Annotated in this window: 27 protein-coding genes; 17 read left to right on the forward strand and 10 right to left on the reverse strand. The window is 65.9% G+C overall.

Annotation, left to right across the window (positions count from 1 at the left end; translation table 11 throughout):
- Positions 1-24 precede the first annotated feature (24 nt).
- Positions 25-780, reverse strand: a complete 756-nt coding sequence (locus VE25_RS10145; RefSeq protein WP_046108508.1) for a Crp/Fnr family transcriptional regulator — start codon at positions 778-780, stop codon at positions 25-27.
- 135 nt (positions 781-915) lie between these two features.
- Here VE25_RS10145 and VE25_RS10150 point away from each other — a divergent pair, with 135 nt between their 5' ends.
- Positions 916-1293, forward strand: coding sequence for a response regulator (locus VE25_RS10150; protein ID WP_046108509.1), 378 nt, complete (start codon positions 916-918; stop codon positions 1291-1293).
- On the opposite strand, the gene VE25_RS10155 is transcribed toward VE25_RS10150, so the two are convergent.
- The gene (locus VE25_RS10155) at positions 1281-1832 is read right to left on the reverse strand and encodes an RNA polymerase sigma factor (protein WP_046108510.1); all 552 of its coding nucleotides are present in this window, start codon (positions 1830-1832) and stop codon (positions 1281-1283) included. The two genes, VE25_RS10150 and VE25_RS10155, sit on opposite strands and share 13 nt — an antisense overlap.
- Before the next feature lie 7 nt (positions 1833-1839).
- On the reverse strand, positions 1840-2049 hold the full coding sequence (locus VE25_RS10160; protein WP_160299977.1) for a NepR family anti-sigma factor: 210 nt from the start codon (positions 2047-2049) through the stop codon (positions 1840-1842).
- A 143-nt stretch (positions 2050-2192) separates the two neighbouring features.
- Between VE25_RS10160 and VE25_RS10165 the strand changes: the two genes are divergently transcribed.
- Together VE25_RS10165 and VE25_RS22345 are read left to right on the forward strand one after the other, a co-directional pair.
- Positions 2193-2987 carry a response regulator gene (locus VE25_RS10165; protein ID WP_046108511.1) on the forward strand — a complete coding sequence of 265 codons (795 nt, stop codon included), beginning with the start codon at positions 2193-2195 and terminating at the stop codon, positions 2985-2987.
- A 117-nt stretch (positions 2988-3104) separates the two neighbouring features.
- On the forward strand, positions 3105-3269 hold the full coding sequence (locus tag VE25_RS22345; RefSeq protein WP_046108512.1) for a DUF1328 domain-containing protein: 165 nt from the start codon (positions 3105-3107) through the stop codon (positions 3267-3269).
- Positions 3270-3335: 66 nt separating this feature from the next.
- Here VE25_RS22345 and VE25_RS10175 read toward each other — a convergent pair whose 3' ends face one another.
- On the reverse strand, positions 3336-3533 hold the full coding sequence (locus tag VE25_RS10175) for a CsbD family protein (protein WP_046108513.1): 198 nt from the start codon (positions 3531-3533) through the stop codon (positions 3336-3338).
- A 220-nt stretch (positions 3534-3753) separates the two neighbouring features.
- On the opposite strand from VE25_RS10175, the gene VE25_RS10180 reads away from it, so the two are divergent.
- The 5 genes from VE25_RS10180 to VE25_RS10200 all read left to right on the forward strand — a co-directional run bounded on the left by VE25_RS10180 (position 3754) and on the right by VE25_RS10200 (position 8264).
- A complete protein-coding gene (locus VE25_RS10180) occupies positions 3754-4551 on the forward strand; it encodes an ABC transporter ATP-binding protein (protein WP_046108514.1) in 798 nt (265 codons plus the stop codon).
- Between the two features lie 30 nt (positions 4552-4581).
- Positions 4582-5334 (forward strand): transporter substrate-binding domain-containing protein, encoded by a 753-nt coding sequence (locus VE25_RS10185; RefSeq protein ID WP_046108515.1) that lies wholly within the window; start codon positions 4582-4584, stop codon positions 5332-5334.
- A 198-nt stretch (positions 5335-5532) separates the two neighbouring features.
- On the forward strand, positions 5533-6381 hold the full coding sequence (locus tag VE25_RS10190) for an ABC transporter permease subunit (RefSeq protein WP_052731872.1): 849 nt from the start codon (positions 5533-5535) through the stop codon (positions 6379-6381).
- Positions 6381-7115, forward strand: a complete 735-nt coding sequence (locus tag VE25_RS10195) for an ABC transporter permease (protein WP_046108516.1) — start codon at positions 6381-6383, stop codon at positions 7113-7115. Before VE25_RS10190 ends, VE25_RS10195 begins: the two co-directional genes overlap by 1 nt.
- 6 nt (positions 7116-7121) lie before the next feature.
- Positions 7122-8264 carry a succinylglutamate desuccinylase/aspartoacylase family protein gene (locus tag VE25_RS10200; protein ID WP_046108517.1) on the forward strand — a complete coding sequence of 381 codons (1143 nt, stop codon included), beginning with the start codon at positions 7122-7124 and terminating at the stop codon, positions 8262-8264.
- A 202-nt stretch (positions 8265-8466) separates the two neighbouring features.
- Here VE25_RS10200 and uxuA read toward each other — a convergent pair whose 3' ends face one another.
- From uxuA to VE25_RS10215, 3 genes are all read right to left on the reverse strand, one after another.
- The gene (gene uxuA / locus VE25_RS10205; RefSeq protein ID WP_046108518.1) at positions 8467-9681 is read right to left on the reverse strand and encodes a mannonate dehydratase; all 1215 of its coding nucleotides are present in this window, start codon (positions 9679-9681) and stop codon (positions 8467-8469) included.
- A 98-nt stretch (positions 9682-9779) separates the two neighbouring features.
- Positions 9780-10397 carry a trimeric intracellular cation channel family protein gene (locus VE25_RS10210; RefSeq protein ID WP_046108519.1) on the reverse strand — a complete coding sequence of 206 codons (618 nt, stop codon included), beginning with the start codon at positions 10395-10397 and terminating at the stop codon, positions 9780-9782.
- A gap of 7 nt (positions 10398-10404) precedes the next feature.
- Positions 10405-10860: a hypothetical protein gene (locus tag VE25_RS10215; RefSeq protein WP_046108520.1), complete on the reverse strand. Its 456-nt coding sequence runs from the start codon at positions 10858-10860 to the stop codon at positions 10405-10407.
- Between the two features lie 111 nt (positions 10861-10971).
- Here VE25_RS10215 and VE25_RS10220 point away from each other — a divergent pair, with 111 nt between their 5' ends.
- Entirely contained in the window at positions 10972-11598 is a 627-nt protein-coding gene (locus tag VE25_RS10220; RefSeq protein WP_046108521.1) for a hypothetical protein, read from the forward strand.
- A 147-nt stretch (positions 11599-11745) separates the two neighbouring features.
- On the opposite strand, the gene VE25_RS10225 is transcribed toward VE25_RS10220, so the two are convergent.
- A complete protein-coding gene (locus VE25_RS10225; RefSeq protein WP_046108522.1) occupies positions 11746-12078 on the reverse strand; it encodes a cupin domain-containing protein in 333 nt (110 codons plus the stop codon).
- 222 nt (positions 12079-12300) lie between these two features.
- On the opposite strand from VE25_RS10225, the gene VE25_RS10230 reads away from it, so the two are divergent.
- The 6 genes from VE25_RS10230 (at position 12301) to VE25_RS10255 (ending at position 18864) form a co-directional block, all read left to right on the forward strand.
- Positions 12301-13407 carry a microcin C ABC transporter permease YejB gene (locus VE25_RS10230; protein ID WP_046108523.1) on the forward strand — a complete coding sequence of 369 codons (1107 nt, stop codon included), beginning with the start codon at positions 12301-12303 and terminating at the stop codon, positions 13405-13407.
- A complete protein-coding gene (locus VE25_RS10235; RefSeq protein WP_046108524.1) occupies positions 13404-14540 on the forward strand; it encodes an ABC transporter permease in 1137 nt (378 codons plus the stop codon). Before VE25_RS10230 ends, VE25_RS10235 begins: the two co-directional genes overlap by 4 nt.
- 43 nt (positions 14541-14583) lie before the next feature.
- A complete protein-coding gene (locus tag VE25_RS10240) occupies positions 14584-14823 on the forward strand; it encodes a hypothetical protein (RefSeq protein ID WP_046108525.1) in 240 nt (79 codons plus the stop codon).
- Positions 14823-15329: a type II toxin-antitoxin system VapC family toxin gene (locus VE25_RS10245; protein ID WP_046108526.1), complete on the forward strand. Its 507-nt coding sequence runs from the start codon at positions 14823-14825 to the stop codon at positions 15327-15329. Before VE25_RS10240 ends, VE25_RS10245 begins: the two co-directional genes overlap by 1 nt.
- Positions 15326-16933 (forward strand): ABC transporter ATP-binding protein, encoded by a 1608-nt coding sequence (locus VE25_RS10250; protein WP_046108527.1) that lies wholly within the window; start codon positions 15326-15328, stop codon positions 16931-16933. Before VE25_RS10245 ends, VE25_RS10250 begins: the two co-directional genes overlap by 4 nt.
- 68 nt (positions 16934-17001) lie before the next feature.
- Complete coding sequence (locus tag VE25_RS10255) at positions 17002-18864, forward strand: extracellular solute-binding protein (RefSeq protein ID WP_046108528.1); 1863 nt, start codon at positions 17002-17004, stop codon at positions 18862-18864.
- Between the two features lie 248 nt (positions 18865-19112).
- On the opposite strand, the gene VE25_RS10260 is transcribed toward VE25_RS10255, so the two are convergent.
- Entirely contained in the window at positions 19113-23474 is a 4362-nt protein-coding gene (locus VE25_RS10260; protein WP_052731873.1) for a translocation/assembly module TamB domain-containing protein, read from the reverse strand.
- Complete coding sequence (locus VE25_RS10265; protein ID WP_439328904.1) at positions 23474-25324, reverse strand: autotransporter assembly complex protein TamA; 1851 nt, start codon at positions 25322-25324, stop codon at positions 23474-23476. Before VE25_RS10265 ends, VE25_RS10260 begins: the two co-directional genes overlap by 1 nt.
- On the opposite strand from VE25_RS10265, the gene VE25_RS23345 reads away from it, so the two are divergent.
- Both VE25_RS23345 and VE25_RS10270 read left to right on the forward strand, forming a co-directional pair.
- Complete coding sequence (locus VE25_RS23345) at positions 25229-25477, forward strand: hypothetical protein (RefSeq protein ID WP_244466904.1); 249 nt, start codon at positions 25229-25231, stop codon at positions 25475-25477. The two genes, VE25_RS10265 and VE25_RS23345, sit on opposite strands and share 96 nt — an antisense overlap.
- Positions 25478-25716: 239 nt before the next feature.
- Entirely contained in the window at positions 25717-26493 is a 777-nt protein-coding gene (locus VE25_RS10270) for an SDR family NAD(P)-dependent oxidoreductase (protein ID WP_046108530.1), read from the forward strand.
- Positions 26494-26496: the final 3 nt, after the last annotated feature.

A 26496-nucleotide genomic window follows, 5' to 3' on the forward strand; every position in this document is an offset into this window, starting at 1 on the left:
GCCCCATCGTTCCAAGGTCTTGCGTCAGATAAACGGACGCTTCTTCTCCGGCGCCTGCTCCCAACCGGCGACATCGACGAGGGCCTCGATATCGAGCACCTCGCAGGCCCTGCCCTGCCAGCGGATAAGGCCGAGCGTCACGAGCCGCCGCAAGGTCTTGTTGGTATGGACGATCGAAAGTCCGAGCGTATCGGCGACGAGGTTCTGCGTGATGGGCAGGCGCGCCCGCCCGTCGCTGACGAGACCGACCGCCAATGCGCGCTTGTAGAGGAACGCGATGAGATAGGCCGCCCGCTCCAGCGCCGAACGCCTGCCCACGCTCAAGAGATGGTCGTCGAGCATGCGCTCCTCGTGCGAAGCGAGCCAGGTGACGTCGAAGGCAAGGCTCGGGTAGTTGACGAAGAGCTCGTTCAGCCGGTCGCGCTGGAAGATGCAGAGGATGAGCGGCGTCAGGGCTTCGACGGAATGGTCGAGCTCGCCCATGACCGTACCCTGAAGTCCAATGAGATCGCCCGGCAGCATGTAGTTGAGCACCTGCCGGCGCCCGTCCGGCAGGGTCTTGTAGCGGAAGGCCCAGCCGGAAAGGATCGTGTAGAGGTGGGCGTTGTGCATGCCCTCCGCCAGGAGAACGGTGCCCGGCTCGGCCACCAGTTCGGCCGTCTTGAACGACGAGACGAAATCGAGCTCGGGCTGGCTGAATTCGCGAAAATGCGGAAGCACGCGAAGGGGACACTGGTCGCACGACACCCGCAGGGCCGTATTCCGAAAGATCTGGTTCATCGCCTCACGACTCTTTCCAGCCAGGAAGCGCGCCCTTCCGGCCCCCAAACGTGACGAGCATGCCGCGGTACGTCAAACTTAAATGACACCCGCCGCTCCTACGTACTTAGTGTACCGCTCAACCGAGTCGGACACATGCTCAAAGACAAGACTGTAGTTATCGTCGAAGGCGAGGTGCTGATCGCCCTCGATATTCAGCGCGACCTCGCCGAGGAAAACGCCAACAACATCATCTTCGCGCGCTCGAGCCGGGAAATCCTCGATGGATCGCTGCCGCAGGCAGATATCGCCATCGTCGAGATCGCCCCTGGCGAAGAGGACGGCGCCGAGCTCGCCCGCAGGTTCGACTCGTTCGGCACGCCCTGTATCCTGACAAGCGCGGACCACGACCCGCGCCAGGGCCTGCCCGACGTCGCGCACCTGCCGCTTCTCGCCAAACCGTTCAGCCGCGAACAATTGCTGGATGCCGTGCGATCGGCCCTGGCGCGCCGGAGCGCGCCTCAGGCCGAATGAGGATGGCTGGTGACCTGCGCCGACACCGCGTCGGGGCCGTAGTCGGACTCCCCGTTGATGTCGAGCAGCTCCTGCAGGCGCACGCGCGCGCGGCTGACCCGGCTCTTCATCGTGCCGATGGCGCAGTCGCAGATCTCGGCCGCCTCCTCATAGGAGAAGCCGGAAGCGCCGATGAGGATCACCGCCTCGCGCTGGTCGGCCGGCAGGGAATCGAGGGCTTTCTTGAAGTCCTCGAGATCCATGGCCCCGTATTGCGAGGGGTGCACGGACAGTCGTTCGGTGAAGACCCCGTCGCTGTCCTGGACCTCGCGGCCGCGCTTGCGCATCTGGCTGTAGAACTCGTTGCGCAGGATCGTGAAGAGCCAGGCCTTGATATTGGTGCCCATCTCGAAGCTTTCCTGCTTGGCCCAGGCCTTCATGATGGTGTCCTGCACCAGGTCGTCGGCCTTGTCGTGCCGGCCGGTCAGCGAGACGGCAAACGCGCGCAGGCTCGGCAACGTGGCAAGCATTTCCCTTTTGAACGAGGGGGTTTCCGCCATGGTCGGCCTACTCCGTATCGGCGGCGCGCTGGGCCGCTTCCGCACTATCGAGCTTTTCGAGCAGTTCGAGCAGGCGATCGGGGACCACCTCCTCCTGCACCGAGCCGTAAAGCGCACGCAAACGCGAGCCGATATCCGTATTGGGGCCCAGCCCTTCGTCCTGCCGTCCGGAGTGGAGCCGTCCCCGGCGGTGGACCGTCATCTTATCCTTGATCATGTAGCCTAGCCGTCTGAAACCATGTTTTCGTTGGGGGACAGAATGTTTCAATGCCCAGAAAGTTCCAACCTCGACGGAACTATTGTTAACATAGGGTCGTTGAAGGGGTTCACGACCGAAAAGCGTCCCAGGGGAGTCACTTCATGACATTGTCTACGCGGATCGCTCCGCACCTGCCTTATCTGCGCCGTTTTGCCCGCGCGGCGACCGGCTCGCAAAATTCCGGCGACGCCTATGTGGCTGCCACCCTCGAAGCGCTCATCGCCGACGTCTCCCTCTTCCCGGAAGCCTCGAACGATCGGATCGCGCTCTATAAGCTCTTCTCAGCACTCTTTTCCTCCTCGGCTGTCGAAACGCCCCCGGCGGTCTCGGCCATTAGCTGGGAGCAGCAGGCCGCGAGCAACCTCGCAAGCCTTGCGCCCCTGCCCCGCCAGGCGTTCCTGCTCGTCGCCGTCGAAGGCTTCTCGCCGAACCAGGCCGCCGAGGTGCTCGATGTGTCGGACGCCGAGTTCGGCGCGCTCCTCGACGAAGCCTCCGTCGAGATCTCGCGCCAGGTGGCGACCGAAATCATGATCATCGAGGACGAGCCGCTGATCGCCATGGACATCGAGCAGCTCGTCGAGAGCCTTGGCCACAAGGTGGTGAGCGTGGCGCGCACCCACAAGGAAGCGGTCAGCCTCTTCAACCGCACCCACCCCAAGATGATCCTCGCCGACATCCAGCTCGCCGACGGCAGCTCGGGGATCGATGCGGTCAACGACATCCTCAACTTCCATTCCGTGCCGGTGATCTTCATCACCGCCTTCCCGGAGCGGCTGCTGACGGGCGAGCGGCCCGAGCCGACCTTCCTCGTCACCAAGCCGTTCAATCCGGACATGGTCAAGGCCCTCATCAGCCAGGCGCTGTTCTTCAACGAGGGATCACGCGCGGCGGCCTGAAAAGACCGATAGGCATGCCGGGGCCGGACCGTCGTCCGGCCCTTTTCTTTTGCCCGGCAGGAACCCGCCCACCCGGCAACCCGTTTTAACGACGAGGCAAATTGTAAGGAGGCTCCAATGCTTTACTATGCCCTTGTCTTCTTCGTCATCGCCCTCATTGCGGGCGTGCTCGGGTTCGGCGGCATCGCCGGCGCTTCGGCCGGCATCGCGCAGATCCTGTTCTTCCTTTTCCTCGCTTTCCTCGTCATCTCGCTCGTCGTCGGCTTCATCCGGCGCACATGACCTGGACAAGGCAAAAGAAAACGCCCCGCTCGGCGAGCGGGGCGTTTTCTTGCGTCCGGGGACCGGTCAGTTGCGCCGCAGCCAGTCGTCGATCTCGCGATCGACCTCCTCTTCGGCCTTGCCGTAGCGCTCCTGGAGCTTGCCGGTGAGCTGCTTGCGGTCGCCCTCGATGACATCGAGGTCGTCGTCGGTGAGCTTGCCCCACTGGGACTGCACCCGGCCCTTGAATTGCGTCCAGTTGCCTTCGATCTGGTTCCAGTTCATGGGTCTTCACCTCCTCGGTTTGAACGTCCGCCGCAAAGGCGGTGATGCAGGCAGAACGTTCCTTCCGACTCCATCGTTCCCCAGCCCGGATGACGTTTGCGTCAATTTCACTTGCCAAGGACCGGCTTTTGCATTTGTTTGAGGCATCGAAGTTGCCCGCACAAGCAAGAGGCAACGAAAGGTCAGGAGTTCGCCCACCGGGCGGGCATAACAGGTGAGCATGTCGCACGCGCAAGCCCTGCGGACCGCGGCCGCGCCGGTCGTCGAGATTCGCGAACTGCACAAGTCCTTCGGCACGCTCGAGGTGCTCAAGGGCGTGTCCTTCTCGGCCCGCGAGGGCGAGGTGATCTCGCTGATCGGCTCATCGGGCTCGGGCAAGTCGACGCTCCTGCGCTGCATCAACATGCTCGAGGTGCCCGACGCCGGATCGGTGCTGATCGACGGCGAGGAGATACGCCTCAAGGGCAAGCCGCCGCACCGCACCATCGCCGACGAACGGCAGATCCGCCATATCCGCTCCGAGCTGGGCATGGTGTTCCAGTCGTTCAACCTGTGGACCCACCTTTCCGTCCTCGACAACGTGATGGAGGCGCCGCTGCGCGTGCAGAAGCGCGACCGCCGCGAGGTCGAAACCGAAGCCCGGGCGCTGCTCGACAAGGTTGGGATCGGCGCCAAGGCCGAGAGCTACCCGGCCCAGCTTTCCGGCGGGCAGCAGCAGCGCGCCGCGATCGCGCGCGCCCTCTGCATCCGCCCGCGCGTCATGCTCTTCGACGAGCCGACCTCGGCGCTCGATCCCGAGCTCGAGGTCGAGGTGCTGCGCGTCATCAAGCTCCTCGCCGACGAGGGACGCACCATGCTGCTCGTCACCCACGACATGGACTTCGCCCGTACCGTTTCGGACCGGGTGATCTTCCTGCACGAAGGGCGCATCGAGGAGGAAGGCACACCCGACGAGGTGTTCGGAGCCACGAGATCGGCGCGGCTGCGCCAGTTCCTCAGCGCCGGCGACCATCGCTGAGCCATGAAGACCACAAGGAGACGACAAGAAATGAAGAAACTCATCATCGTGGGCGCGGCACTTGCAGCGTTCGCGGCGCCCGCCACCGCCCAGGAGACCGTGCGGATCGCCACCGAAGGCGCCTACGCGCCCTGGAACTTCCTCAACGACGCGGGCGAGCCCGCCGGCTTCGAGATCGACCTGGCCAACGCCATCTGCGAAGAGGCCGGCATCACCTGCGAGATCGTCATCAACGACTGGGATTCGATCATTCCGAACCTGCTCGCAGGCAACTACGACGTGATCATGGCCGGCATGTCGATCACCGAGGAGCGGCTCGAGACCATCGACTTCTCCGACAACTACTTCCCGCCCGATCCGTCGCGGTTCGTCGCCGCTCCCGGCTCCAACCTCGATTTCGCCAACCTCACCGGCGCGCGCGTCGGCGTGCAGGGCGCGACCATTCAGGCGGGCTGGGCCGAAGAGAACCTCGGCGCCAACAACACCATCGTCGCCTTCTCCACCGCCGACCAGGCCATGGCCGACCTCGCCGCCGGCAATCTCGACACGATCCTGGCCGACGGCGCCTATCTCCAGCCGGTGGTGGACGCCTCGAACGGGGCCATCGAGTTCGTGGGCGAGGAAGTACTGATCGGCGACGGCGTCGGCGCCGGCATCCGCAAGGGCGATGCCGAGCTGATCGAAACCTGGAACACCGCGCTCGACGCCCTCAAGGCCGACGGTACCGTCGACGGGCTGATCGCCCAGTGGTTCGACGGCATGGGCCCGTTCTTCAGCGAATAGTTGCCTTGTCCTGACCGGAGTTTGGGCTTGGCATCATACGATTCCATTCACCGGGTCATTCCCGCGAAAGCGGGAACCTCTGTTTGCCAAGCCGATGGGAAAACGGAGGTCCCCGCTTTCGCGGGGATGACCCGGTGTGAGTGGGGGGCTCCGGGGCATATACGAGTCTTCAACAGGCTCTAGATTCGGAACGCGCCGATGCTCGACCTCCTGCCCGAATGGATGCGCGATGGAATCGGCGACGATGCCGCGTTCTGGATCGGGTACCTGACCAACGGCAAGCACCTCGCCTGGTACGCGAGCTTCCAGTTCACCATCTTCGCCGCCCTTCTGGGCGGGACCCTCGCGCTCGTCTTCGGCCTCGTCGGCGCCGGGCTCAAGAGCTCGCGCTTCCTGCCGCTGCGCGCCATCGGCGATTTCTATTCGGCTATCGTGCGCGGCGTGCCGGACGTGCTCTTCTTTCTCTTCTTCCCGCTCGCCTTCGAGCAGACGGTCGAGTGGTTCGTCGCAACGCAGGTCTGCACCCCCGAGACCATCGCCGCGAGCACCTCGCCCTGGCCACCCTGCCGCGAGGCCAACTGGTTCCTCGGCACCACCGAATACCTGATCCTGGCCAGCGTCTCGCTCGGCCTCGTCTACGGGGCCTTCGCCACCAATGTGATCCACGGCGCCATGCGCGCGGTGCCGCATGGCCAGCTCGAGGCGGCCCGCGCCTATGGCTTCTCGGATGCGCAGGTCTTCTGGCGCTTCCAGATCCGGCAGATGTGGGTCTATGCCCTGCCCGGCCTCTCCAACGTCTGGCTATTGCTCGTCAAGGCGACCTCGCTGCTCTCGCTGCTGCAGATCGCCGATATCGTGCTCTGGGCCGACCGGCTGGGCGCGCCCAATTTCCTGCCCGCCGTCGGACTGGTTCATGGCGACTGGCGCTGGCGCTACTACCTGGTGCTGCTGATCTTCTACATCCTCGTCACCTGGCTCTCCGAGCGCGGCTTTGAGGCGCTGATGCGCCGGGCCGGGCGCGGCATGCTCAACGAGGCGCGCGGCTGATGGACGTCATCCTCAACGAGATCGTGCTGTTCGCGCCGGCCGCGCTCTTCAACATCTATTTCGCCGCCGCCTCGATCCCCCTCGGTTTCGGCCTCGCCATCCTCTTCGCCTTCGGCAAGGCCTCGCGCAATCCGCTGATCTCGGCGCTCTCGCGCGGCTATATCTACGCGTTCCGCGGCTCGCCGCTCTTCATCCAGCTCTTCATGTTCTATTCGCTGGCGCTTTCGATGAACGTCACGCACTGGAAACCGATGGGCATCGACTGGCTGGTGCTGCATCCCTTGTTCCTCGGACCGCTGGTGCTGGTGCTCAACACCACCGCCTATACCGCCGAGATCTTCTATGGGGCCTTGCGCGCCGTGCCGCACGGCGAGCTCGAGGCGGCCCGCGCCTACGGCATGAGTCCCTGGCAGCAGTTCCGCTCCGTCACCTGGCCGCACATGATCCGCCTCGCCTGGCCGGCCTACACCAACGAGGTCGTGTTCCTCTTCCACGCGACGGCCATCGTCTATCTTGCCCTGCCGGTCATCGGCGAGCAGAAGGACCTGATGATCCGCGCCAAGGAGCTCTTCGAGCGCGACTTCAATGCCTATCTGCACTTCCCCGTGGCCGCGCTCTACTTCCTTGCCGTCTCGCTGGTGGTCTTCTTCGTCTTCGGGCGCATCTATGAGCGGCTGGTGCGCCACCTGCAACGCGCCCCGAAGATGCGCTATGCCCCCAAATGGATCCGCTGACCGCACATGGCCTTTGAACAGCACGTCCTGACACTTGCCGGCGATACGCCGGGCACGCACGCGACCCTCTATTCCTATACCGCTGGCCCCGAGGACGCGCAGGTCAAGGTGCACCTGCAGGCCGCGCTCCACGCCGACGAGCAGCCGGGCACCATGGCCCTGCACCATCTGTTGCCGATGCTGCGCGATGCCGATGAGAAGGGACAGCTTCGCGCCCGCTTTACCGTCTTCCCCTCGGTCAATCCGCTGGGTCTCGCGACGCGGACGCTGCGCACCCATATCGGGCGCTACGATCTCGTCACCGGCGTCAACTACAACCGGCGCTGGCCCGACCTCTATCAGCTTGTCGCCGAGGCGGTCGAAGGTCGGTTCACCGACGACCCCGACGCAAATGTCGCGCTGCTGCGCAAGGCGGTTGGCGACTGGCTTGACGCCCAGCAGCCCGGCACCGCCGCCGAGGAACTGCGCCTCGCCGTGCTCCGCTCGGCCCACGACGCCGACATCGTGCTCGACCTCCACTGCGACAGCGACAGCCTCAAGCACATCTTCACCTCTCCCGAGCTGATGCCCGGCCTGCAGGACCTCGCCGACTGGATGCAGGTCTCCGCGACCCTGACCGCCGAGGACAGCGGCGGCGGCTCCTTCGACGAGATGCTGCCGCAGCTCTATCGCAAGGCGGCCCGCGCCAACCCGGATAGGCCCCTCCCCATGGCTGTCGAGACGGCGACCCTCGAATACCGCGGGCAGGCCGACGTTTTCGACGATGTGGGGCTCGCCGACGCCAAGGCACTCTTCGGGTTCTTCGCCAGCCGCGGCCTCATCGGCGCCGACCCCGGCCCTCGTCCAGTGCCTGCTCCGGCCGCAACGCCGTTCGACGCCACCGAAGTGGTCCGCGTCGACCGCCCCGGTCTCCTCGCCTATCGCGTCGAGCTCGGGCAGAAGGTGACGAAGGGCCAGCCGATCGCCGACCTCATCGCCATGGACGGACCGGGCGCTTTCATCGTGCGCACGCCTGTGCTGGCGGGAACGGATGGCTTCGTGCTCTCGCGGGCGCTCAGCAAGTACGTGCCGCGCGGCGGATCGATCGCCAAGATCGTGGGGACACAGCCGCTCGCGTCGAGGGCGGGCGGGTATTTGTTGGAGGACTGAGCCGGCACTACGGAGTATCTCGCCGCAGGCGGTGAGCACCTCCCCTTCTCCCCTCCTGGGAGAAGGTGTCCGCAGGGCAGATGAGGGGCCGGTTCGGGTCGAACCATAAATCTCGTGCTTAACGCCGCATCGCAGCCCCCTCATCCGGCGCTCCGCGCCACCTTCTCCCACAAGGGGAGAAGGAAGGGAGCCAACGCTAGCCTCAGTTCACCCCATACTCCGCGTGTTCCAGCGCCGTGATCACCCCGCGCAGCTCCGCCAGCCCCTTCATCCGCCCGATGGTCGGATAGCCCGGCTGGGCGCGGCGGTTGAGGTCGTCGAGGATGTCCTGCCCGTGATCGGGGCGCATGGGGATCTGGTGGTCCTTCCGGCCGGCGGCCTTGCGGCGCTTTTCCTCGCGCACGATCTCCGCGATGAGCGCCACCATGTCCGTGTCGCCGCCCAGATGCTCGGCCTCGTAGAACGATCCCGCGACCTCTGCCCCGTCACGCTTGACGTTGCGCAGGTGCAGGAAATGCACCCGGTCGCCGAACCGGCGCATCATGCCCGGAAGGTCGTTGTCCGGCCGTGCACCGAGCGAGCCCGAGCAGAACGTCATGCCGTTGGCGGGACTTTCGACCGCATCGAGGATGGCGGCATAGTCCGCCTCCGTCGACATGACGCGCGGCAGGCCGAGCAGCGGAAACGGCGGATCATCCGGATGGCAGCAGAGCCGCAGCCCAAGCTTTTCGACATCGGGCACCACGGCCTCGAGGAAATCGATGAAATGCTGGCGCAGGCGCTCGGGCGAGATGCGGTCATATTCGCTCAAGTGCCCGCGCACGTCGTCGAGCGTCATCGCTTCGGTCGAACCGGGCAGGCCCATGGTAATGTTGCGCGAGAGTTGTTTCTTGGCCTCGTCGTCCATGCCGGCGAACCGCCGGCCTGCCTCGTCCGCCACCGCATTGCTGAAATCGGCGCCGGCGCCGGGGCGCTCGAGGATGTGGATGTCGAAGGCGGCGAAATCGGCGATGTCGAAGCGCATGCACGAGCCGCCATTGGGCAGTTGCCAGCGGATATCGGTGCGCGTCCAGTCGAGCACCGGCATGAAGTTGTAGCAGATGACCTCGATGCCGCTTTGGGCGAGGTTGCGCATCGAGACCTTCCAGGCCTCGATATGGGCGCGCCACTCGCCCTTCTGCTTCTTGATGTCCTCCGAAACCGGCAGGCTCTCAACCACGTCCCAAGTGAGGCCCGAGGGCGTGCCGTCCTTGCGCGTGCCGATCTCGCGATGGCGCTTGGTGATCTCCTCGGGGGTCCACACCTGCCCGTTGGGCACGTGGTGAAGGGCGCTGACCACCCCCGTCGCTCCCGCCTGGGTGATGTCGTCGATGCTGGTCAGGTCATGCGGTCCGAACCACCGCCATGTCTGCTTCACGGGACTATGCCTCCTCTTGTATGGCAGATGCTTGCCATACCCGCAGCGTGTCGGGAAGCCCCTACGCCCAATCGCCGTTCAGCTGATGGCGATTGGTCCTAGCGCATGTCCTTGTCGTAGACGAACTTCGGCATCTCCCACTTGAAGACCAGCGCCGCGACGCGCAGCGGAAAGCCGACGAGGATGGCGATGATGACGACGAGGTCGGTCGGCAGACCCCACTGCAGGCCGACATAGTAGACGATGCCGGTGACGATCGAGACGGTGGCGTAGAGCTCGCTCGAGAACACCAGCGGGATGTCGTTGCAGAGCACGTCGCGCAGGATGCCGCCGGTGATGCCGGTGAGCATGCCCGAGAAGATCACGACGATCGGATGATGCCCCGCCTCCATCGCCACGTTGCAGCCGATGATGGAGAAAGCGACGAGGCCCAGCGCGTCGAGCAGCAGGAACGGCCAGCGCAACCGGTGCGCCACGCGGGCGATCGCGATGGTAAAGAGCGCCGCTCCGCCCACGATCATCAGCAGATAGGGATTGCGCACCCAGGTCAGCGGATAGTGGTCGAGCAGGATATCACGCATGGTGCCTCCGCCGAGCGCGGTGACGCAGGCGAGGATGACGACGCCGAACCAGTCCATCTTGCGCCGGCCGGCCGCGAGCGCGGCGCTCATGGCCTCGACGGTGATCCCGACATAGAAGATGACTGTGAGCAGCATGATCCTGCTATTCGGGAATGTTGATGGCGCGGACGAGCCAATAGGTGACCGCACACGAGCGGTCCGTGCAATAGGCGTTCATCCACACCTCGCCGTCGCCGAACATCACGCCGTCGGCATTGACGAAGAGATCGGCGTAGACCTGGCTCGTGACGGCTTCGACAACTTCCGGCGTGACGATCTCGTCGTAACGCGCGACGAACTCCTCCTCGCCCGCGATCGCGATCCGGCGCCCGTCGAGGGTGATGTTGAGAGGATAGCGCACCAGCGAGGCGACCGTCGCCTTGTCCTGCGTCTCGACCGCATCCTGAAGCACCTCGAACGCGGCGGCAAACGTGTCGCTGCCGCCGAGGAGGGACTCGATCCGCCCGTTGACGTCCTCGACGCTCTGGGCGCTCGCCGTCGTCAGCGAAGCGGCCAGCAACATGCCCGCAACGATGATCCCGCCGATGAACTTGCCCATGATGCCCCCGAACGCGTCGTCAAAACCGGTTTGCCCTTTCGGCCCTTATATCTCCTATTGGCAGGCGGTACAGCCTTGCTGCGGGCAAGCGGTTAAGACCGGAGGAAAGCCATGCGCAAACCGCAAAGCGTCAGGTCGCTCGAAACCTTTGGGCGCGTGCGCCTGTCGAAGAGCTTCTTCATGCGCGATTTCCTCTATTCGGAAATCTCGGCCGTCCATTCGATCCCCAACATCCCCGACGACCCGGACCTCGCCATCGTCGCGGGCATCCGGCTCTGCGAGGAGCTGCTGGAGCCGCTGCAGGCGCGGTTCGGACGCATCTCCATCCGCTCGTCCTACCGCTCGCCGGCGGTCAACCGCTTCGGCAACGAGAACAAATTGAACTGCGGCAGCAACGAGAGCAATTTCGCCGGCCACATCTGGGACCGGCGCGACGCCGACGGCAATATGGGCGCCACCGCCTGCGTCGTCGTCAACAGCTTCATCCCCTACTACCAGCGCACCGGCCACTGGGAGGCGATGGCCTGGTGGGTGCACGACCACCTGCCCTATGACGACATGGAATTCTTCCCCCACTACGCCGCCTTCAATCTCGGCTGGCGGGAAACCCGCAAGCGCGGCATCTACAGCTTCATCCCGCCCCGGCGCGGGTGGCTGACGAAACCGGGGATGGAGAATGCTGCAGGGGACCACAGCGCGGAGTATGCGGAGATTTTGCGGGAGGTGGATGCGGGCTGAGGTGCACGCCCTCGTGGTTCGAGGCTCCGCTTCGCTTCGCACCTCACCATGAGGGCTGTTGCAGGTTCCGGAGAGGCCCAGTAGCCCTCATGGTGAGGTGCGCCACAGGCGCCTCGAACCACGAGGGCGTGGCACCCTGCTGGCCGGCTACAGGAAATCCGCCCTATGCGGCGTGAAGACGTCGACGAGCCGCCCGGCCTCCAGCGCCACCACCCCGTGCTCGAGCCCTGAAGGCACGATGAAGCTGCCGCCCTTCCCGACGACCTGCGTCTGCCCATCGATTGTTACTTCGAACCGGCCCTCGGCCACGTAGCTCACCTGAATGTGCGGGTGCGAGTGCAGCGCGCCGACGGCGCCCTTGTCGAACCCGAACTCTACCTGCATGAGCTCGGGCGTATGGATGAGCACCCGGCGGCGGTTGCCATTGCCGAGCTCGGTCCAGGCGGTTTCCTCGGGTTGCGCGACGAGCTTCGTGGTCATACGTTTCCTCCGTCTCTCCTAAGGCGGGTAGCATATCGGAGGCGTGCTGGCGAGCCGGATGCCAGCGAGGTTGTAACACCAATTCGCCGCGCGCTTGCCAAGGCGGAACGAACATGGTGCATTCGGGCAAAGCCCCTCACCGCATGGTGATTTGCCTCCGCCGCGCCGCCGGCGCGAGGCTTCAGGAGGGTCAATGCCCGGACTGGCCGGGCCGGAGAAACGATGGCCGCCTATATCCTGCGCCGCCTGGCCCTGATGATCCCGACGCTCTTCGGCATCATGGTCGTCTCCTTCGTCATCGTGCAGTTCGCCCCCGGCGGTCCGGTCGAACAGACCATTGCCCGCATGAGCGGCACGGCCGTCGGCGCCACCGAGCGCGTGACGGGCAGCTCCGCGGGCGATTTCGCCGGGCAGGCCCAGCCAGGCCAGAACATCGGCGGCTCCAGCGCTTACCGCGGCTCGCGCGGGCTCTCGCCCGAGCTGATCGCCCGCATCGAAGCCCAGTTCGGCTTCGACAAGCCGCCGCTCGAGCGCTTCTTTGCGATGATCGGCAACTATCTGCGCTTCGATTTCGGCCGCAGCTACTACCGCGATATCTCGGTCGTCGACCTCATTCTCGAGAAGATGCCCGTCTCGATCTCATTGGGCCTCTGGATGACGCTCATCGCCTACGGCATCTCGATCCCATTGGGGATCAGGAAGGCGGTCAAGGACGGTACGCGTTTCGATGTGTGGACATCGACGATCGTCGTCGTCGGCTACGCCGTTCCCGGATTCCTCATAGCGATCCTTCTGATCGTGCTCTTTGCCGGCGGCAGCTTCTGGTCGATCTTCCCGTTGCGCGGGCTCACCTCTTCGGGCTGGGAAACCATGCCGTGGCACCAGCAGGTGCTCGACTATTTCTGGCACCTGGTGCTGCCCATCGCCTCAATGGCGCTCGGCGCCTTCGCCACGACCACGCTTCTGACCAAGAACTCCTTCCTCGACGAGATCGGCAAGCAGTACGTCGTCACTGCCCGCGCCAAGGGGCTGACGGAACGCCAGGTGCTGTACGGCCACGTCTTCCGCAACGCCATGATGCTGATCATCGCCGCCTTCCCGGCCGCGTTCGTTTCGGCGTTCTTTACCGGCTCGCTCCTCATCGAGACGATCTTCTCGCTCGACGGGCTCGGTCTCCTCGGCTTCGAGGCGATCACCAGCCGCGACTATCCGGTGGTCTTTGCCACGCTCTACATCTTCTCGCTCCTGGGGATGGTCATCGGGCTGATCTCCGACCTTGCCTATATGTGGGTAGACCCGCGCATCGACTTCGAGAGCCGCGAAGTATGAACGAGGTCGCGACACGCCCCACTGATGCCCGCCCCGCCGGCTGGCTCTCGCCGATCAACCGGCGCCGGCAGGAGAACTTCCGCCGCAATCGGCGCGGCTGGTGGTCGTTCTGGATCTTCCTTGCGCTCTTTCTCGTGACGCTCGGCGCCGAATTCATCGCCAACGACCGGCCGATCATCGCCATGTACAAGGGCGAGCTGCTGGTGCCCGCCTTCATCAACTATCCGGAAGCCAAGTTCGGCGGGTTCCTCGCGCTCACCGACTACCGCAATCCCCTCAACTACGAAGAAATCGAGGCCAATGGCTGGATGATCTGGCCGCCCATCCGCTTCTCCTACGGCACCGTCGACAGCCAGGTGCCCGTGCCCTTCCCCTCCCCGCCCTCCTGGACGATGACTTGGGAGGAGAACTGCTCGGCCCTGCCCATGGGGCTCGCGGACCCGCTCTGCATCAACGGCAACATGCATTGGCTGGGCACCGATGGCAGCGGGCGGGATGTGCTGGCGCGCCTCATCTACGGCTTTCGCATCTCGATCCTCTTCGGCCTGACGCTGACCATCATCTCCTCGGTCATCGGCGTCGCCGCCGGCGCGGTGCAAGGCTATTTCGGCGGCTGGACCGACCTCGTCTTCCAGCGCTTTATCGAGATCTGGACGGCGATCCCCTCGCTCTACGTGCTGCTCATCATCTCGAGCGTCATTGCCCCGAGCTTCTGGGTGCTTTTGGGCATATTGCTGCTCTTCTCATGGGTGGCGCTCGTCGGGATCGTGCGCGCCGAGTTCCTGCGCGGTCGCAATTTCGAATACATCGCGGCGGCCCGCGCGCTCGGTGTCTCCAACGCCACCATCATGCTGCGGCACCTCCTGCCCAACGCGATGGTCGCGACGCTCACGTTCATGCCCTTCATCCTCTCGGGGTCGGTGGCGACGCTTACTTCCCTCGATTTCCTCGGCTTCGGCCTGCCGCTCGGCTCGCCATCGCTCGGCGAGCTGCTTGCGCAAGGCAAGAACAATCTGCAGGCGCCCTGGCTCGCCATCACCGGGTTCGTCACCATATCGGTGATGCTGACCCTCCTCGTCTTCATCGGTGAAGCCGTGCGCGACGCCTTCGACCCGAGGAAGACCCTGCGGTGAGTTGTGATATATTGGTACGAGCGGCACCCAGTGGAGTCGGGAAATGAACAAGATCGTGCTCGAACATTACCCGGTCGAAAAACTGCCCGACGACCTCAAGGCGGCCGTCGGTCACGAGGGGCGGGTTACCCTTACCATCGAGCGGGAACGTTCGCCCCTCGATAGAGACGCACTGGTGGCGCAACTGCGAGAAGAAAAGAAACGCATGACCGCCGAACAGGGCCGCACTCTCGCGGAAATCGTTGCTGAGGTCCGGTCCCTGCGTGACGAGTGGGATGATTGATGGCTGCCATATCGCGGCTTTATCTCGATACCAACATCTTCATCGCATTTAAGGAAACTGGAGGCGAAATCGGACAACTGCTGGTCGACTTGATCGCTGCGGTACCGCTGGATGACCGCCCATTCCTGGTCACGAGCGAGCTGACGCTTGCCGAGCTGTTGACAAAGCCGTTGTCCGATGGACGAAAGCAGATCGCCGAGGAATACGATGGCTGGTTGGTCCCGAGCCGGTGGCTTTCGGTCGAACCGGTCACGCGTGAGGTCTTGAGGACATCCGCACGTGTTCGTGCGCGCTACAAGTCGATCAAGTTGCCCGACGCCATTCACCTATCCACGGCGCTCGGACATGGCTGTTCTCATCTGCTGACGGCCGATACGGGCATCCGGGAGAGCTATGATCTCGCTCCCGCCGAGCACGGCACATCCCACCGCACCGCATCGTTGTCGGTCCTTCGCCCGGAAACGGATGTCGTGCGCGGCATCATCGCCGGTCTGGCTGGCAAATGACCGATCCCCTCCTTTCGATCCGCGACCTCCACGTGCGCTTTGGCGAGACCGAAGCGGTCAAGGGCGTGTCGTTCGACGTCATGCCCGGCGAGACCGTGGCCCTTGTCGGCGAGAGCGGCTCGGGCAAGTCGGTGACGGCGCTTTCTGTTCTCAAGCTCCTGCCCTACCCCGCGGCCTCGCACCCAAGGGGCGAAATCCGCTTCAAGGGTCGGGATCTCATGAAGGCGAACGAGGCGGAGCTGCGCCAGGTGCGCGGCAACGACATCTCGATGATCTTCCAGGAGCCGATGACCTCGCTCAACCCGGTCCACACCATCGAGCGGCAGGTGGGCGAGGTACTCGCCGTCCACCGGGGCCTCAGACCCAACGCGGCGCGGGCGCGGACCATCGAATTGCTGACGCAGGTCGGCATTCCCGATCCCGAAAGACGCCTCGGAGCCTACCCGCACCAACTCTCCGGCGGCCAGCGCCAGCGGGTGATGATCGCCATGGCGCTCGCTAACGAGCCGGACCTGCTGATCGCCGACGAGCCGACGACGGCGCTCGACGTGACCGTACAGGCGCAGATACTCACCCTCCTCCGGGACCTGCAGCAGCGCCTCGGCATGGCTATGCTGTTCATCACCCATGACCTTTCGATCGTCAGGAAGCTCGCCGACCGCACCTGCGTGATAACCGGGGGCGAGATCGTCGAGGCCGGCGAGACGCAGGCGATCTTCGCCGAACCCCGGCACGCCTATACCCGCCACCTGATGGCCGCAGAGCCCAGGGGTCGGCCGGCACCTGCCGCCGGCGAGCGCATGATCGTCGAGGCGAACGACCTCAAGGTCTGGTTCCCGATCAAGGCGGGGTTGCTGCGCCGCACGGTCGGACATGTCAAAGCCGTCGACGGCGTCGACATCACCATCCGCGAGGGGGAGACGGTCGGCATCGTCGGCGAAAGCGGCTCGGGCAAGTCGACGCTCGGCCGGGCATTGCTGCGGCTTGTCTCCTCCGAGGGGCGGATCGTCCTCCTCGGCGACGACGTGCAGCGCAAATCCTGGAAGGCCATGCGGCCCTTGCGCGCCGACATGCAGATCGTCTTCCAGGACCCCTACGGGTCGCTGAGCCCGCGCATGTCCGTCGACGACATCGTCGCCGAAGGCCTCAAGGTCCATGCGCCGGGGATCGGCGCGGCCGAGCGTGAGGCACGTGTCATCGCGGCGCTGAGGGACGTTGGCCTCGATCCCGAGGCTCGCCACCGTTACCCGCACGAGTTCTCCGGCGGCCAGCGCCAGCGCGTCGCCATCGCCCGCGCCATGGTGCTCGCTCCGAGGTTCCTCGTGCTCGATGAGCCGACCTCGGCCCTCGACGTCTCGATCCAGGCCCAGATCGTCGACCTCTTGCGCGACCTGCAGGCGGCCAAGGGATTGACCTACATGTTCATCTCCCACGACCTGAAGGTCGTGCGCGCGCTCGCCAACCGTGTGGTGGTGATGAAGGACGGGAGGATCGTCGAGGAGGGCACGGCCGCCGACATCTTCGAGCGGCCGCGCGAGGCTTACACCAAAGCCCTCCTCGCCGCCGCCCTCGACCTTGCCGTGGTCGAGGCTGCCCGCACGTGACCGCCTGTGGACAGTGCCGGCCCATGCACTAAACTCGGCTCAACGAACAGATAGCTTCAGGACTCCCGATGAAAGCCGCCCTCCCGACCCTCGCCACGCTCGCCTTTGCGACGTTCGCCTTCGCCGCGCCGGCTTTCGCGCAGGACGAGGAGCGCGTCTGGCACCATGCCACGAGCCTCGGCCTCGAGCCGAAGTACCCGGAGGGCCTTACCCATTTCGACTACGTCAATCCCGACGCCCCCAAGGGCGGCCTGCTGCGGCTCGGAGCCATGGGCAGCTTCGACACCTTCAATCCCTTCCTGCCGCAGGGAGAGGTGGCTTCCGGACTGGGGCTCATCTACGAGACGCTGACGACGCCCTCTCTTGACGAGAACCAGCTCGTCGACTACGGCGTGCTGGTCGAAGCGATCAGCTGGCCCGACGACTATTCCTCAGTCACCTACCGGCTCAACCCCGATGCGCGCTGGCACGACGGCGAGCCGGTGACCGCCGAGGACGTGATCTGGTCGTTCGAGACGCTGGTCGAGATCAATCCTGACCGGGCCCAGTACTACGCCAACATCACCGGCGTCGAGGAAACAGCGCCCGGCGAGGTGACGTTCAGCTTTGACGAGACCGGCAACCGCGAGCTGCCCAAGATCCTCGGCCAGCTCATCGTGCTGCCCAAGCACTGGTGGGAAGGCACGGACGCCAACGGCAACCAGCGCGATATCCGCCGCTCGACCCTCGAGCCGCCGCTCGGCTCCGGCCCCTACCGCATCAAGAGCTTCGAGGCCGGGCGCACCGTCGCCTACGAGCGCGTCGAGGATTACTGGGGGCTCGACCACCCCACCCAGGTCGGCCAGAACAACATCGGCGAGATCCGCTACGAGTATTTCCTCGACCTCAACGTCGAGTTCGAGGCCTTCAAGGGCGACCGCATCGACATGTGGCCGGAGAACGAGGCGCGCCGCTGGGCCACCGCCTACGATTTCCCCGCCGTCAACGACGGCCGCGTGATCAAGGAAGAGTTCCCGCAGGACTATGCCGGTCGCGGCGTGATGGTCGGCTTCATCTACAATCTGCGCGACGAGAAGTTCCAGAACCCGCTGGTGCGCGAGGCGCTGAACTACGCCTTCAACTTCGAGGAACTGAACCGCACCCAATTCTTCGGGCAGTACGAACGCATCAGCTCGTTCTTCCAGGGGATCGACGAACTGACGTCGAGGGACCTGCCGCAGGGCGAGGAGCTGGAAATCCTCGAATCCGTGCGCGATCTTGTGCCGCCCGAGGTGTTCACCGAGCCTTACGTCAATCCGACGAGCCCCGATGCCGCGGCGCTGCGCAACAATCTGCGCACGGCGCTCAATCTCCTGACGGAGGCCGGCTATACGCTGCAGGGCACCCAGCTCGTTGACGCCAACGGACAGCAGTTGACGATCGAGATCCTGCTCCAGGGCGCGACGATCGAACCGGTGGCCCAGAACCTCGTCAACAACCTCGCCCAGATCGGCATCGCGGCGACCATCCGCACCGCCGACTCGGCCCAGTACGTCAACCGCATCCGCAGCTTCGATTACGAGCTGCTCTACCAGCAATGGGTCCAGTCGGCCTCGCCCGGCAACGAGCAGCGCTTCTTCTTCGGCTCGAGCTCGGCCGAGGAGGAGGGCTCGAGCAACTATGCCGGGCTCGCCGATCCCGGCGTCGATGCGCTCATCAACAAGGTGATCTTCGCCGACGATCGCGAGACGCTGGAAGCCGCGACCCGCGCGCTCGACCGGGTGCTGCTGGCCCACCACATCATCATCCCGAGCTACATGCGCGGCGCTTCCTGGATGGCGCTCTGGGATCGCTACAGCCGGCCCGAGACCCTGCCGGAGTACTCATCGGGGTTCCCGACCATCTGGTGGTACGACGAGGAGAAGGCCGCACGCACCGGGGTGGCTCGGTAAACGTTGCTCCCTCTCCTCTGAGGGGAGGGAGGCCGATCGTGCCCGTGGCAGCACGATCCCCCGCCCACCGGCTGTCATCCCGGCGAAAGCCGGGACCCAGTAAGCGCCGAGGTCAGTGCCTATGCGCAAGAGGGCTCATCAGCTTCACGGCAAAAGCATCAGCGGCGTCGTTTACTGGGTCCCGGCTTTCGCCGGGATGACAGCGGGGGGCGGGGTGAGATTCGTGCCACGCCCTCGTGGCACGAACCCTAATAATCCCGCTCGTAGAACACGCCGAGGCTCGAATCTCCGTCCGCGCCGGCGGCGCCGGTGATCTTGAGGTCGTCGGTCACATCGAGGTTGATGGTGACGCGGCTCTGCCCGCCGGTGCCCGTCTGCACGCCGAGATAGACGTTGTCCTGGATGTAGGTGCCGGCCGCGAGCCCGACATTGCCTTCCTCGTCGGTGACGATATCGAGGTCGGCGAGGCCCGCCCCTTCGCGCAGCGATCCGAGAAGCCCGCCACCCTCGCCGCCCCCGGCAAGCTCGGCGGCGGCCGCCGCGAGGCGCGCCACCTGCAATGGCGTCAGCTCGCCCACCGACCGGTTGAAGATCAGGCGCGCCAGCACCTCGTCCTGCGGCAGGGCGGGATTGGAGGTGAAGCTGATGTCGAGCTCGGAAATGCGCCCGGAAATGGTGACGAACACGGTGATGCCGTCGCCCTCGGTGCGGGCAACGAAGTTGAGCGTCGGATCGAGATTGCCCAGCAGCGTGACCGATCCCGTCTCGAAGGTGATGCGCTGGCCGAGGATCGCGAGGCGCCCGCGCGTCATCTCGAAGCTGCCGACGGGCTGGATGTCGTCGACCGGCCCGGTCAGGCGCACCGAGCCGCCGACTTCCGCGTCGAGCCCGCGCCCGCGGATGAAGATCTGGTTGGGCGCATCGACGGTGATGTCGAGCAACACGCCGGGCGAGCGGGTGCGCGGCGTCGGCGCGCCGCGCTCGTCGATCCGCGCCCTCTCAAGCGTCGCTTCGACCGCCCGGGGCGTATGAATGTGCTCCACATCGATCAGCGCCGCGCCGCCCCCGAAGTTTTCGGGCACGGTGATGTTGGCTTCCTCGATGAGCACGCGCCCGGAGATCAGCGGATTGCCGATGAGGTTGCCGGTGACGGTGAGGTCCCCCGAGGCGGTGGCGACGAAGAGGTGCCCGTCCGCATAGCGGGCAGAATTCAGCGCCAGCGACAGATTGGCCGGGAACTGCCCGGAAAGCCCGATCGTGCCGGAGCCCGAGATGCTGCCGCCGGTCGCAAGGTTGGCCGAGAGGCTTTCGATCCGCGCCTGCGTGCCGTCGAGGCTGATCCGGGCGTTGATGCCGACGAGGCGCAGATTGGCTTCCGGATCGACATATTCGGCGCCGCTGGTGGTGACCGTGCCGCTGAACTGCGGGTTGGAAAGGCTGCCCGACACGCGCGCATCGAGATTGGCGACGCCCGAGGCCTGCCCGCCGCGATCCGCGAGATACCGGTTGGCGAGCGAGAGCGGCGCCGAACCGGTGAGGGCAAGGGAAAGGCCCTGCCCCGCGAGCGGCACGGTGCCGGAACCCGAGACCTGCAAGCCACCCGCGCCGTTGGCGCGCAGCGCCGCGAGCGTGACTGTGTTGCGCGCGAAGCTCCCGTTGACCGAAGCCGTCAGCGGCGCGATGCCGATATCGCCGATGGCGGCAGCATTGAGCCCGGTGCCCTCGGCAGTGAAGCTGACGCGCGGATCGCTGCCCGAGCCGGTGATCTGCGCGCGCCCGTTGAGCGTGCCGGCAAGGCCGAGATCGGACGCGACCGCATTGGCGATCGAGAGCGGCAACGCATTGATCGCAACGTCCATGGCAAGCGCCTCGCCCGCCGTGCCGGAGGCGATGATGCTGCCCGAGCCGACATTGAAGCGCACCGCATCGAGCCTAACCGACGAACCGTCGACGACAAGGACTGTCGGATTGGCGAGGCGCGCCGAAAGCTGACCCTGCACGAGGTTGGCGCGCTCGAGCGCGAGGCGGTAGCCCGTACCCTCTGGCGCCAGCGAGCCGGCAACGTCGACGTCGGTCCCCGTCGCAAGGTTGGCCTGCGCGGTAAAGCGCGTCGTCTCACCGCTCTGGCTTGCCGTGGCGGTGAGCTGGCGCACGTCGACGCCGGCCGCGGAAATCCCGCTGCCGGTGATCCGTCCATTGACGGCTGGCACACCGAAGAGATCGCTCGCCGTGGCCGAGATATCGGCCGATGCGATGCGGATGTCCTCGACCGAGAGATCACGGATGGTGCCGGCGATCTCGGCGGCCTGCGTCTCATCGACGACGGAAAGCTGCACGTCGGCGTCAACCGCGCCGCTCGCCTGCATCAGCGCCAGCGCGGCGGCATTGGAAATGTCGGTGGCATCGACCGAGAGTGCTCCGGAAAGAAGCCCGTCGGGCGTGCGCGCGAGATCGCCGCCGATACGCGTGCCTGCCGTTTCGAACGCGATGTCGGTCAGCCGCGTGCCTTCGGCGTTGACGGCGACATTCGAGGCAAGGTTGACCGCGTGACCGTCGAGCATGGCGGCGCCCGAGATATCGCCGGCGATTGCCGCCTCGACCAGCGTGCCCTCGAAGCCGAACCGGGCATCGCGCAGCGGGCGGCCGACGAGTTCACCCTGCGGCACGGAGGCATTGAGATCGAGCGCTATGGTGCCCTCGGTGCCGCGTGCGGTGCCGGTAACGCTCATCTGCCCCGACGCATCGGGCGAGAGGAGCGCGAGGTCGGCGAGCGCGAGATCGAAGCGGAAATCGGCGGTGCCCGTCGCGATCGTGCCGTCGGCGGTGAGCAGCAGCTGGTCGTTGCCCAGCCGGAAGCCCTCAGCGGCAAGCCCCGTCTCGGTGCGCGCCACGCGCCCGGAGAGCGCGACCTCACCCTCAAGCAGCCGGTCGGCGATCTCGTCGCCGATGGAAAGCCCCGTGCCGGTGCCGTCGAGCATCAGGTCGAAGCCGCCGATCAGCGGACTGACGGAGCCGTTCGCCGTCAGATTCAGCGCGCCGGAGAGCTCGCGATCGGCGAGGTCCGAGAACGGCGCGATATTGGCGGTTTCGAGCCCGATGTCGCCGTTGAAGACGAAATCGTCGAGCGTGCCCGTAAGCGCCATGGAGAGCGCTTGACCCGCGATGCGCAGTTCCGCGACCTGGATCGGCTGGCCCGCTTCCCACAGGCCCGCTACGCCGAGCCCGATGGAATCGCCGAGCGCGGCCTCGACCTCTTCGGTGGCCGAAATGCCGGCGATGGCGCCGTCGCCATTGAGGGTCACGCGGCGGCTGGCCGGATGGTCGAGATTGGCGGCAACGCCCGAGAGGTTGAGCGTCGCCGTCTCGGCGGAAAAACCATTGCCGGTCGAAAGACCGTCGACGATGAGGCCCGCCGTCCAGTTCTCCGAATTGTCGGCGCCGTAGTCGACCGTCACCCGCGCCGCATCGATGCTGGTATCGGCGCCCGGCACCGGCAGGATCACGCGCTCGCCGGCAAGGCCGCCAACGGAGGCATCGAGCGTCATGCGCCGCAGGAAATTGTCCGGCGTCGTCTCGAGGTTGCCGGAGAGCGAAACCTGCCCGCCCGAGAGCTGCAGGTTGGAGATGCTGAGGCCGCCTTCGGTGCGCAGCAGCGCATCGGCGGTGAGCCGCGTTTGCTCGCCGAAGAACGGGCGATAAGGCTCGGCCATAAGGTCGGCCAGCGCGCCGGTAAGGTTGGCGCCGATGACGAACCCTTCCTGCGCCTGCGTGATGGTCGCCGCACCCGAAAGCGCCGTGCGTCCATTCGCGACGAAGGTCAGTTCGGTCACGAGGTCGGAGACGGGGCCGCTGCCGGCGAGCGTCAGCTCCACCGCCGGGCGCCCCTCCATGTTGAGGAGGTTGGCGAGGATCCCGTTGGGCGGCTCGGTCAGGGAAACGTCGATATCGACGTTCTGGTCGGCGCGCGTATAGGCCACATCGAGATCGAGCGTTCCGCCGGGACCATCGAGGCGCTCGATGTCGAGCGTGGTATCGAGGTTCCCCCCTTCGAGGGTGAATGCCCCGGCAAGCGAGATTTCGGAGCCGAGCCCGAAGACCCCCTCGCCGAACGTGACGCGCGGCACCGAGAGTTCCTGGATGATGATGGCGACGGGAAACTCCGGTATCTGCAGGCCGCCCGCCTCGGGCGCGGGCAGGTCCGGCGGCGCGTCGCGGCTCGGCACGGCGTTGCGGGTATATTCGATGGAGTCGGCCGTCAGCGAGCGCACCTCCAGCCGGCCGGTGAACAGCGCCGCCTGGTTCCAGTTGAGGCGCGCATTGTTGATGCGCAGCCACACGCCCTCGGAATCGGAGATGGTGATGAGCCGCACCGAGACATCGGAGCCGAGGATGCCGTCGATGTTGGAGAGGCTGATCTGCCGCTCCGGGGTCGAGAGGCGATCCTGGACGAACTGGGTCAGCCAGTCCTTCTGCTCGTTGTCCGTCATCTCCTGATACGCTTCGCCATCCTGCGCGACGGTGATGGCGAGGGGGACGGCGACGAGCAAGGCCAGCCCCGCGAGCGCGAAGGCCAGCAGGCGATGCGGCAGCGATTTGAGGCGCGCGAGCATCAGAAGGCCTGCCCTATGCCGATGTAGAGCGCGTAGTCCGGATCGCCATCACGCTTGTTGAGCGGAATGGCGAGATCGGCGCGGATGGGCCCGAGGCCGGTCGCATAGCGCAGGCCGATGCCGGCGCCGAGACGCAGGTCCTCGATGCCGGGGAACGTATCGGCGGCCACATACCCGCCGTCGAGGAAGCCGACGACGCCGATGTCGCCGGTGACCTTGACGCGCGCCTCGATCGAGCCTTCGAGCAGGTACCTGCCGCCGGTGACGATATCGCCCGGCCCGTCGACGCCGATGGACTTGAATGCATAGCCGCGCACCGAACCGCCGCCGCCGGCAAAGAAGAGCCTGTCGGGTGGAATCTCCTCGAGGTCTGGACCAAGCAGGGCTCCGGCGCGGATACGGCCGGCGAGCACGACGCGGTCATTGTCGCCGAAGCCGAAATAGGTGCGCCCCTCGATGATCGCGCGGGCGGCCGGATTGCCGTAGTTGAATTCGTAGAACGGCTCGATCTGCGCCGAGGCGTAGAAGCCTTCGGTGGCATCGAGCGGATTGTCGCGGTTGTCGAAGGTGATGCCGCCATAGGCGCCGGCGATGGTGAAATCGCGCGTGCCGAAATCGTCGTCGAACCGCGATACCTCGACCAGCGCCCCCGCCTCGGCGGTGATGTGGTCGGAAAAGATATGCGTCAGCCCCACGCGACCGCCGGCCGAGGTCTCGGTGTAGGTATCGAGCACCGTGCGCTCGGCCGAGACGGTGGCGACGAGGTCGGTGTCGGGCGTGAACATGCCCGGCTTGGTGAAGGTGCCGCCGAAGAAATAGTCGAACTCCTCGGTCTCGACCGGAAAGCCGATGCCCGCCACCCGCGCGTCGAGCCGCAGCCGCTCGGCCTGGCCGAAGAGGTTGCGCCAGAGGTGGTAGGCTTCGACGCCGAGCCCGTCGACGGTCGAAAAACTCGCGCCGACGCCGAACCGGCGCCCCGGCTGCTCCTGGACGATCAGCGTATAGGGCAGCAGCCCGTCGGCGCCGATCTCGCGCGCCGCCTCGAGCCGGGCGGCGCGAAACACTTCCAGCCGGTCGAGCCGCTTCTGGGCGAGCGCGAGCTCGTCGGGATCGTACTCCTCGCCTTCGGTCAATCCCGTCTGGCGGGCAACGAACGCCGGATCCATGCGCTCGGTGCCCTGCACCCGGATCGGTCCGAAGCGCGCCGGGCGGCCCGGTGCGATGGTGATGGTCACGTCGACGGTGTTGTTGGCATGGTCGGCCACCACCTCGCGGCTGGCGACTTCGGCCTTGGCATAGCCCTGCTGGCGCCACGCTTCGATCGCGGAGGCCTCAGCGCGCGTGACGACGCCCGAGCGCGCGACCGCGCCGTTAGCATAGCCGAGCGTGGTCGGCTCCGGCACCTCGTCGCCCGGATCGAGGGTCGGCGGCGCCTGGTTGACGATGACGAGACGATTGAAGCGGAATTCCGGCCCCGGACTGACATGGATCTGGATCGCGGCCGGATTGGGGAGCCTGGCATCGGGCGGGATGTTGGCCGCCTCGACCCCGTTGACGAGGATGTTGACCGTGCCGCCGTAGTATCCTTCGCCATAAAGGGCGGCGGTGATGCGCCGGTAGTCGCCCCGCGCCTTGGCGAGAAGCCCGGCAGCGCCCGATGCCGGCTCGTCCTGGTCGGCAACCAGCGCCGAAGCGTTGCGGATGGCGCCTTCGAGCGCTCCCGTGGCACCCGTCACGATCTCGGCGCTGTAGGTGTGCGGATCGACGATGACCGCATCGGCGTCGCGGTCGGCCTGGTCTTCGAAGAAGCGGATGCCGAAGAGCTCGAACGCAGCCGCGTGCGGCGCCAGTCGGACGCCGCCGACGGGCGCCGCGATACTCAGGACGCCCAGGCAATAGATTACGCGCGCGAGGGTCAGTTGTCTGTTCCCATCGGTTTTACTGGCCGCGCCCGGAACGCGGTAGCCCTCATCTGGCGCAGAAAGGCCAGAAGATTCCGTTAATTATGAAGATCGCGGCACCTGCCGCTGCCCTCTTCGATATCCTCGGCGAGGAGTTTACGGCGGGCGGGCGGCTTTGGATACCGCAACTGCATAAAATTGCTGCTTGAGGCCGCATGTAGTGGCGCGGCGGCCACAGATCGGCGGGTGTGGGCGGCGGAATTGTCGCGAAACGCCAATGCGTTGCCGGACGAACCGTGTTAACGGGAACAACGCTTTCCATCCCACCCTCGGAGCCCGAAATGTACCAGACGCTCGACCCGCGCGACTTCACCGTCTTCATCACCGGCGCGACCTCCGGCTTCGGTTTGGCTGCCGCCCGGCGCTATGCGGGTGCGGGTGCAAAAGTCGTCGCCGCCGGCCGGCGCCGGGACCGGCTCGAGGCGCTCAAGGCCGAACTCGGCGCCGATGCCTGCCACATCGTCGAGCTCGACGTGCGCGACTGGCGGGCGACCAGCGACGTGGTCGCCGCCATCCCCGCCCCGTTCGACGCCATCAACGTGGTGCTGGCCAACGCGGGGCTGGCGCTCGGCCTGCAGCCGGCGGCCGATATCGACATCGCAGACTGGGAAACGATGGTCGACACCAACGTCAAGGGCCTGATGTACACCGTGCGCGCCCTGCTGCCCGGCCTCATCGCGCGTGGCGGCGGCCATATCGTCACCATGGGGTCGGTGGCCGGCGACTATTCCTATCCGGGCGCCAGCGTCTATGGGGCGAGCAAGGCGTTCGTCAAGCAACTGGCCCTCAACCTGCGCGCCGACGTGCAGGGCAAGAAGGTGCGCGTGACCAACATCGAGCCGGGCCTCGCCGAGACCGAATTCTCGCTGGTGCGCTTCAAAGGCGATGCCGGCCGCGCCTCCAAGCCCTATGAGGGTACGCAGGCCATGACCGCCGAGGACATCGCCGAGGCCGTGTTCTGGGCGACGGTCATGCCCGCCCACGTCAACATCAACCGCATCCAGATGATGGCGACGACCCAGGCCTTCGCCCCGTTCGATATCTTCCGCGAGGATTAGGCG

It is taken from the genome of Devosia geojensis, from assembly GCF_000969415.1.
Taxonomy (GTDB): Bacteria; Pseudomonadota; Alphaproteobacteria; order Rhizobiales; family Devosiaceae; genus Devosia; species Devosia geojensis.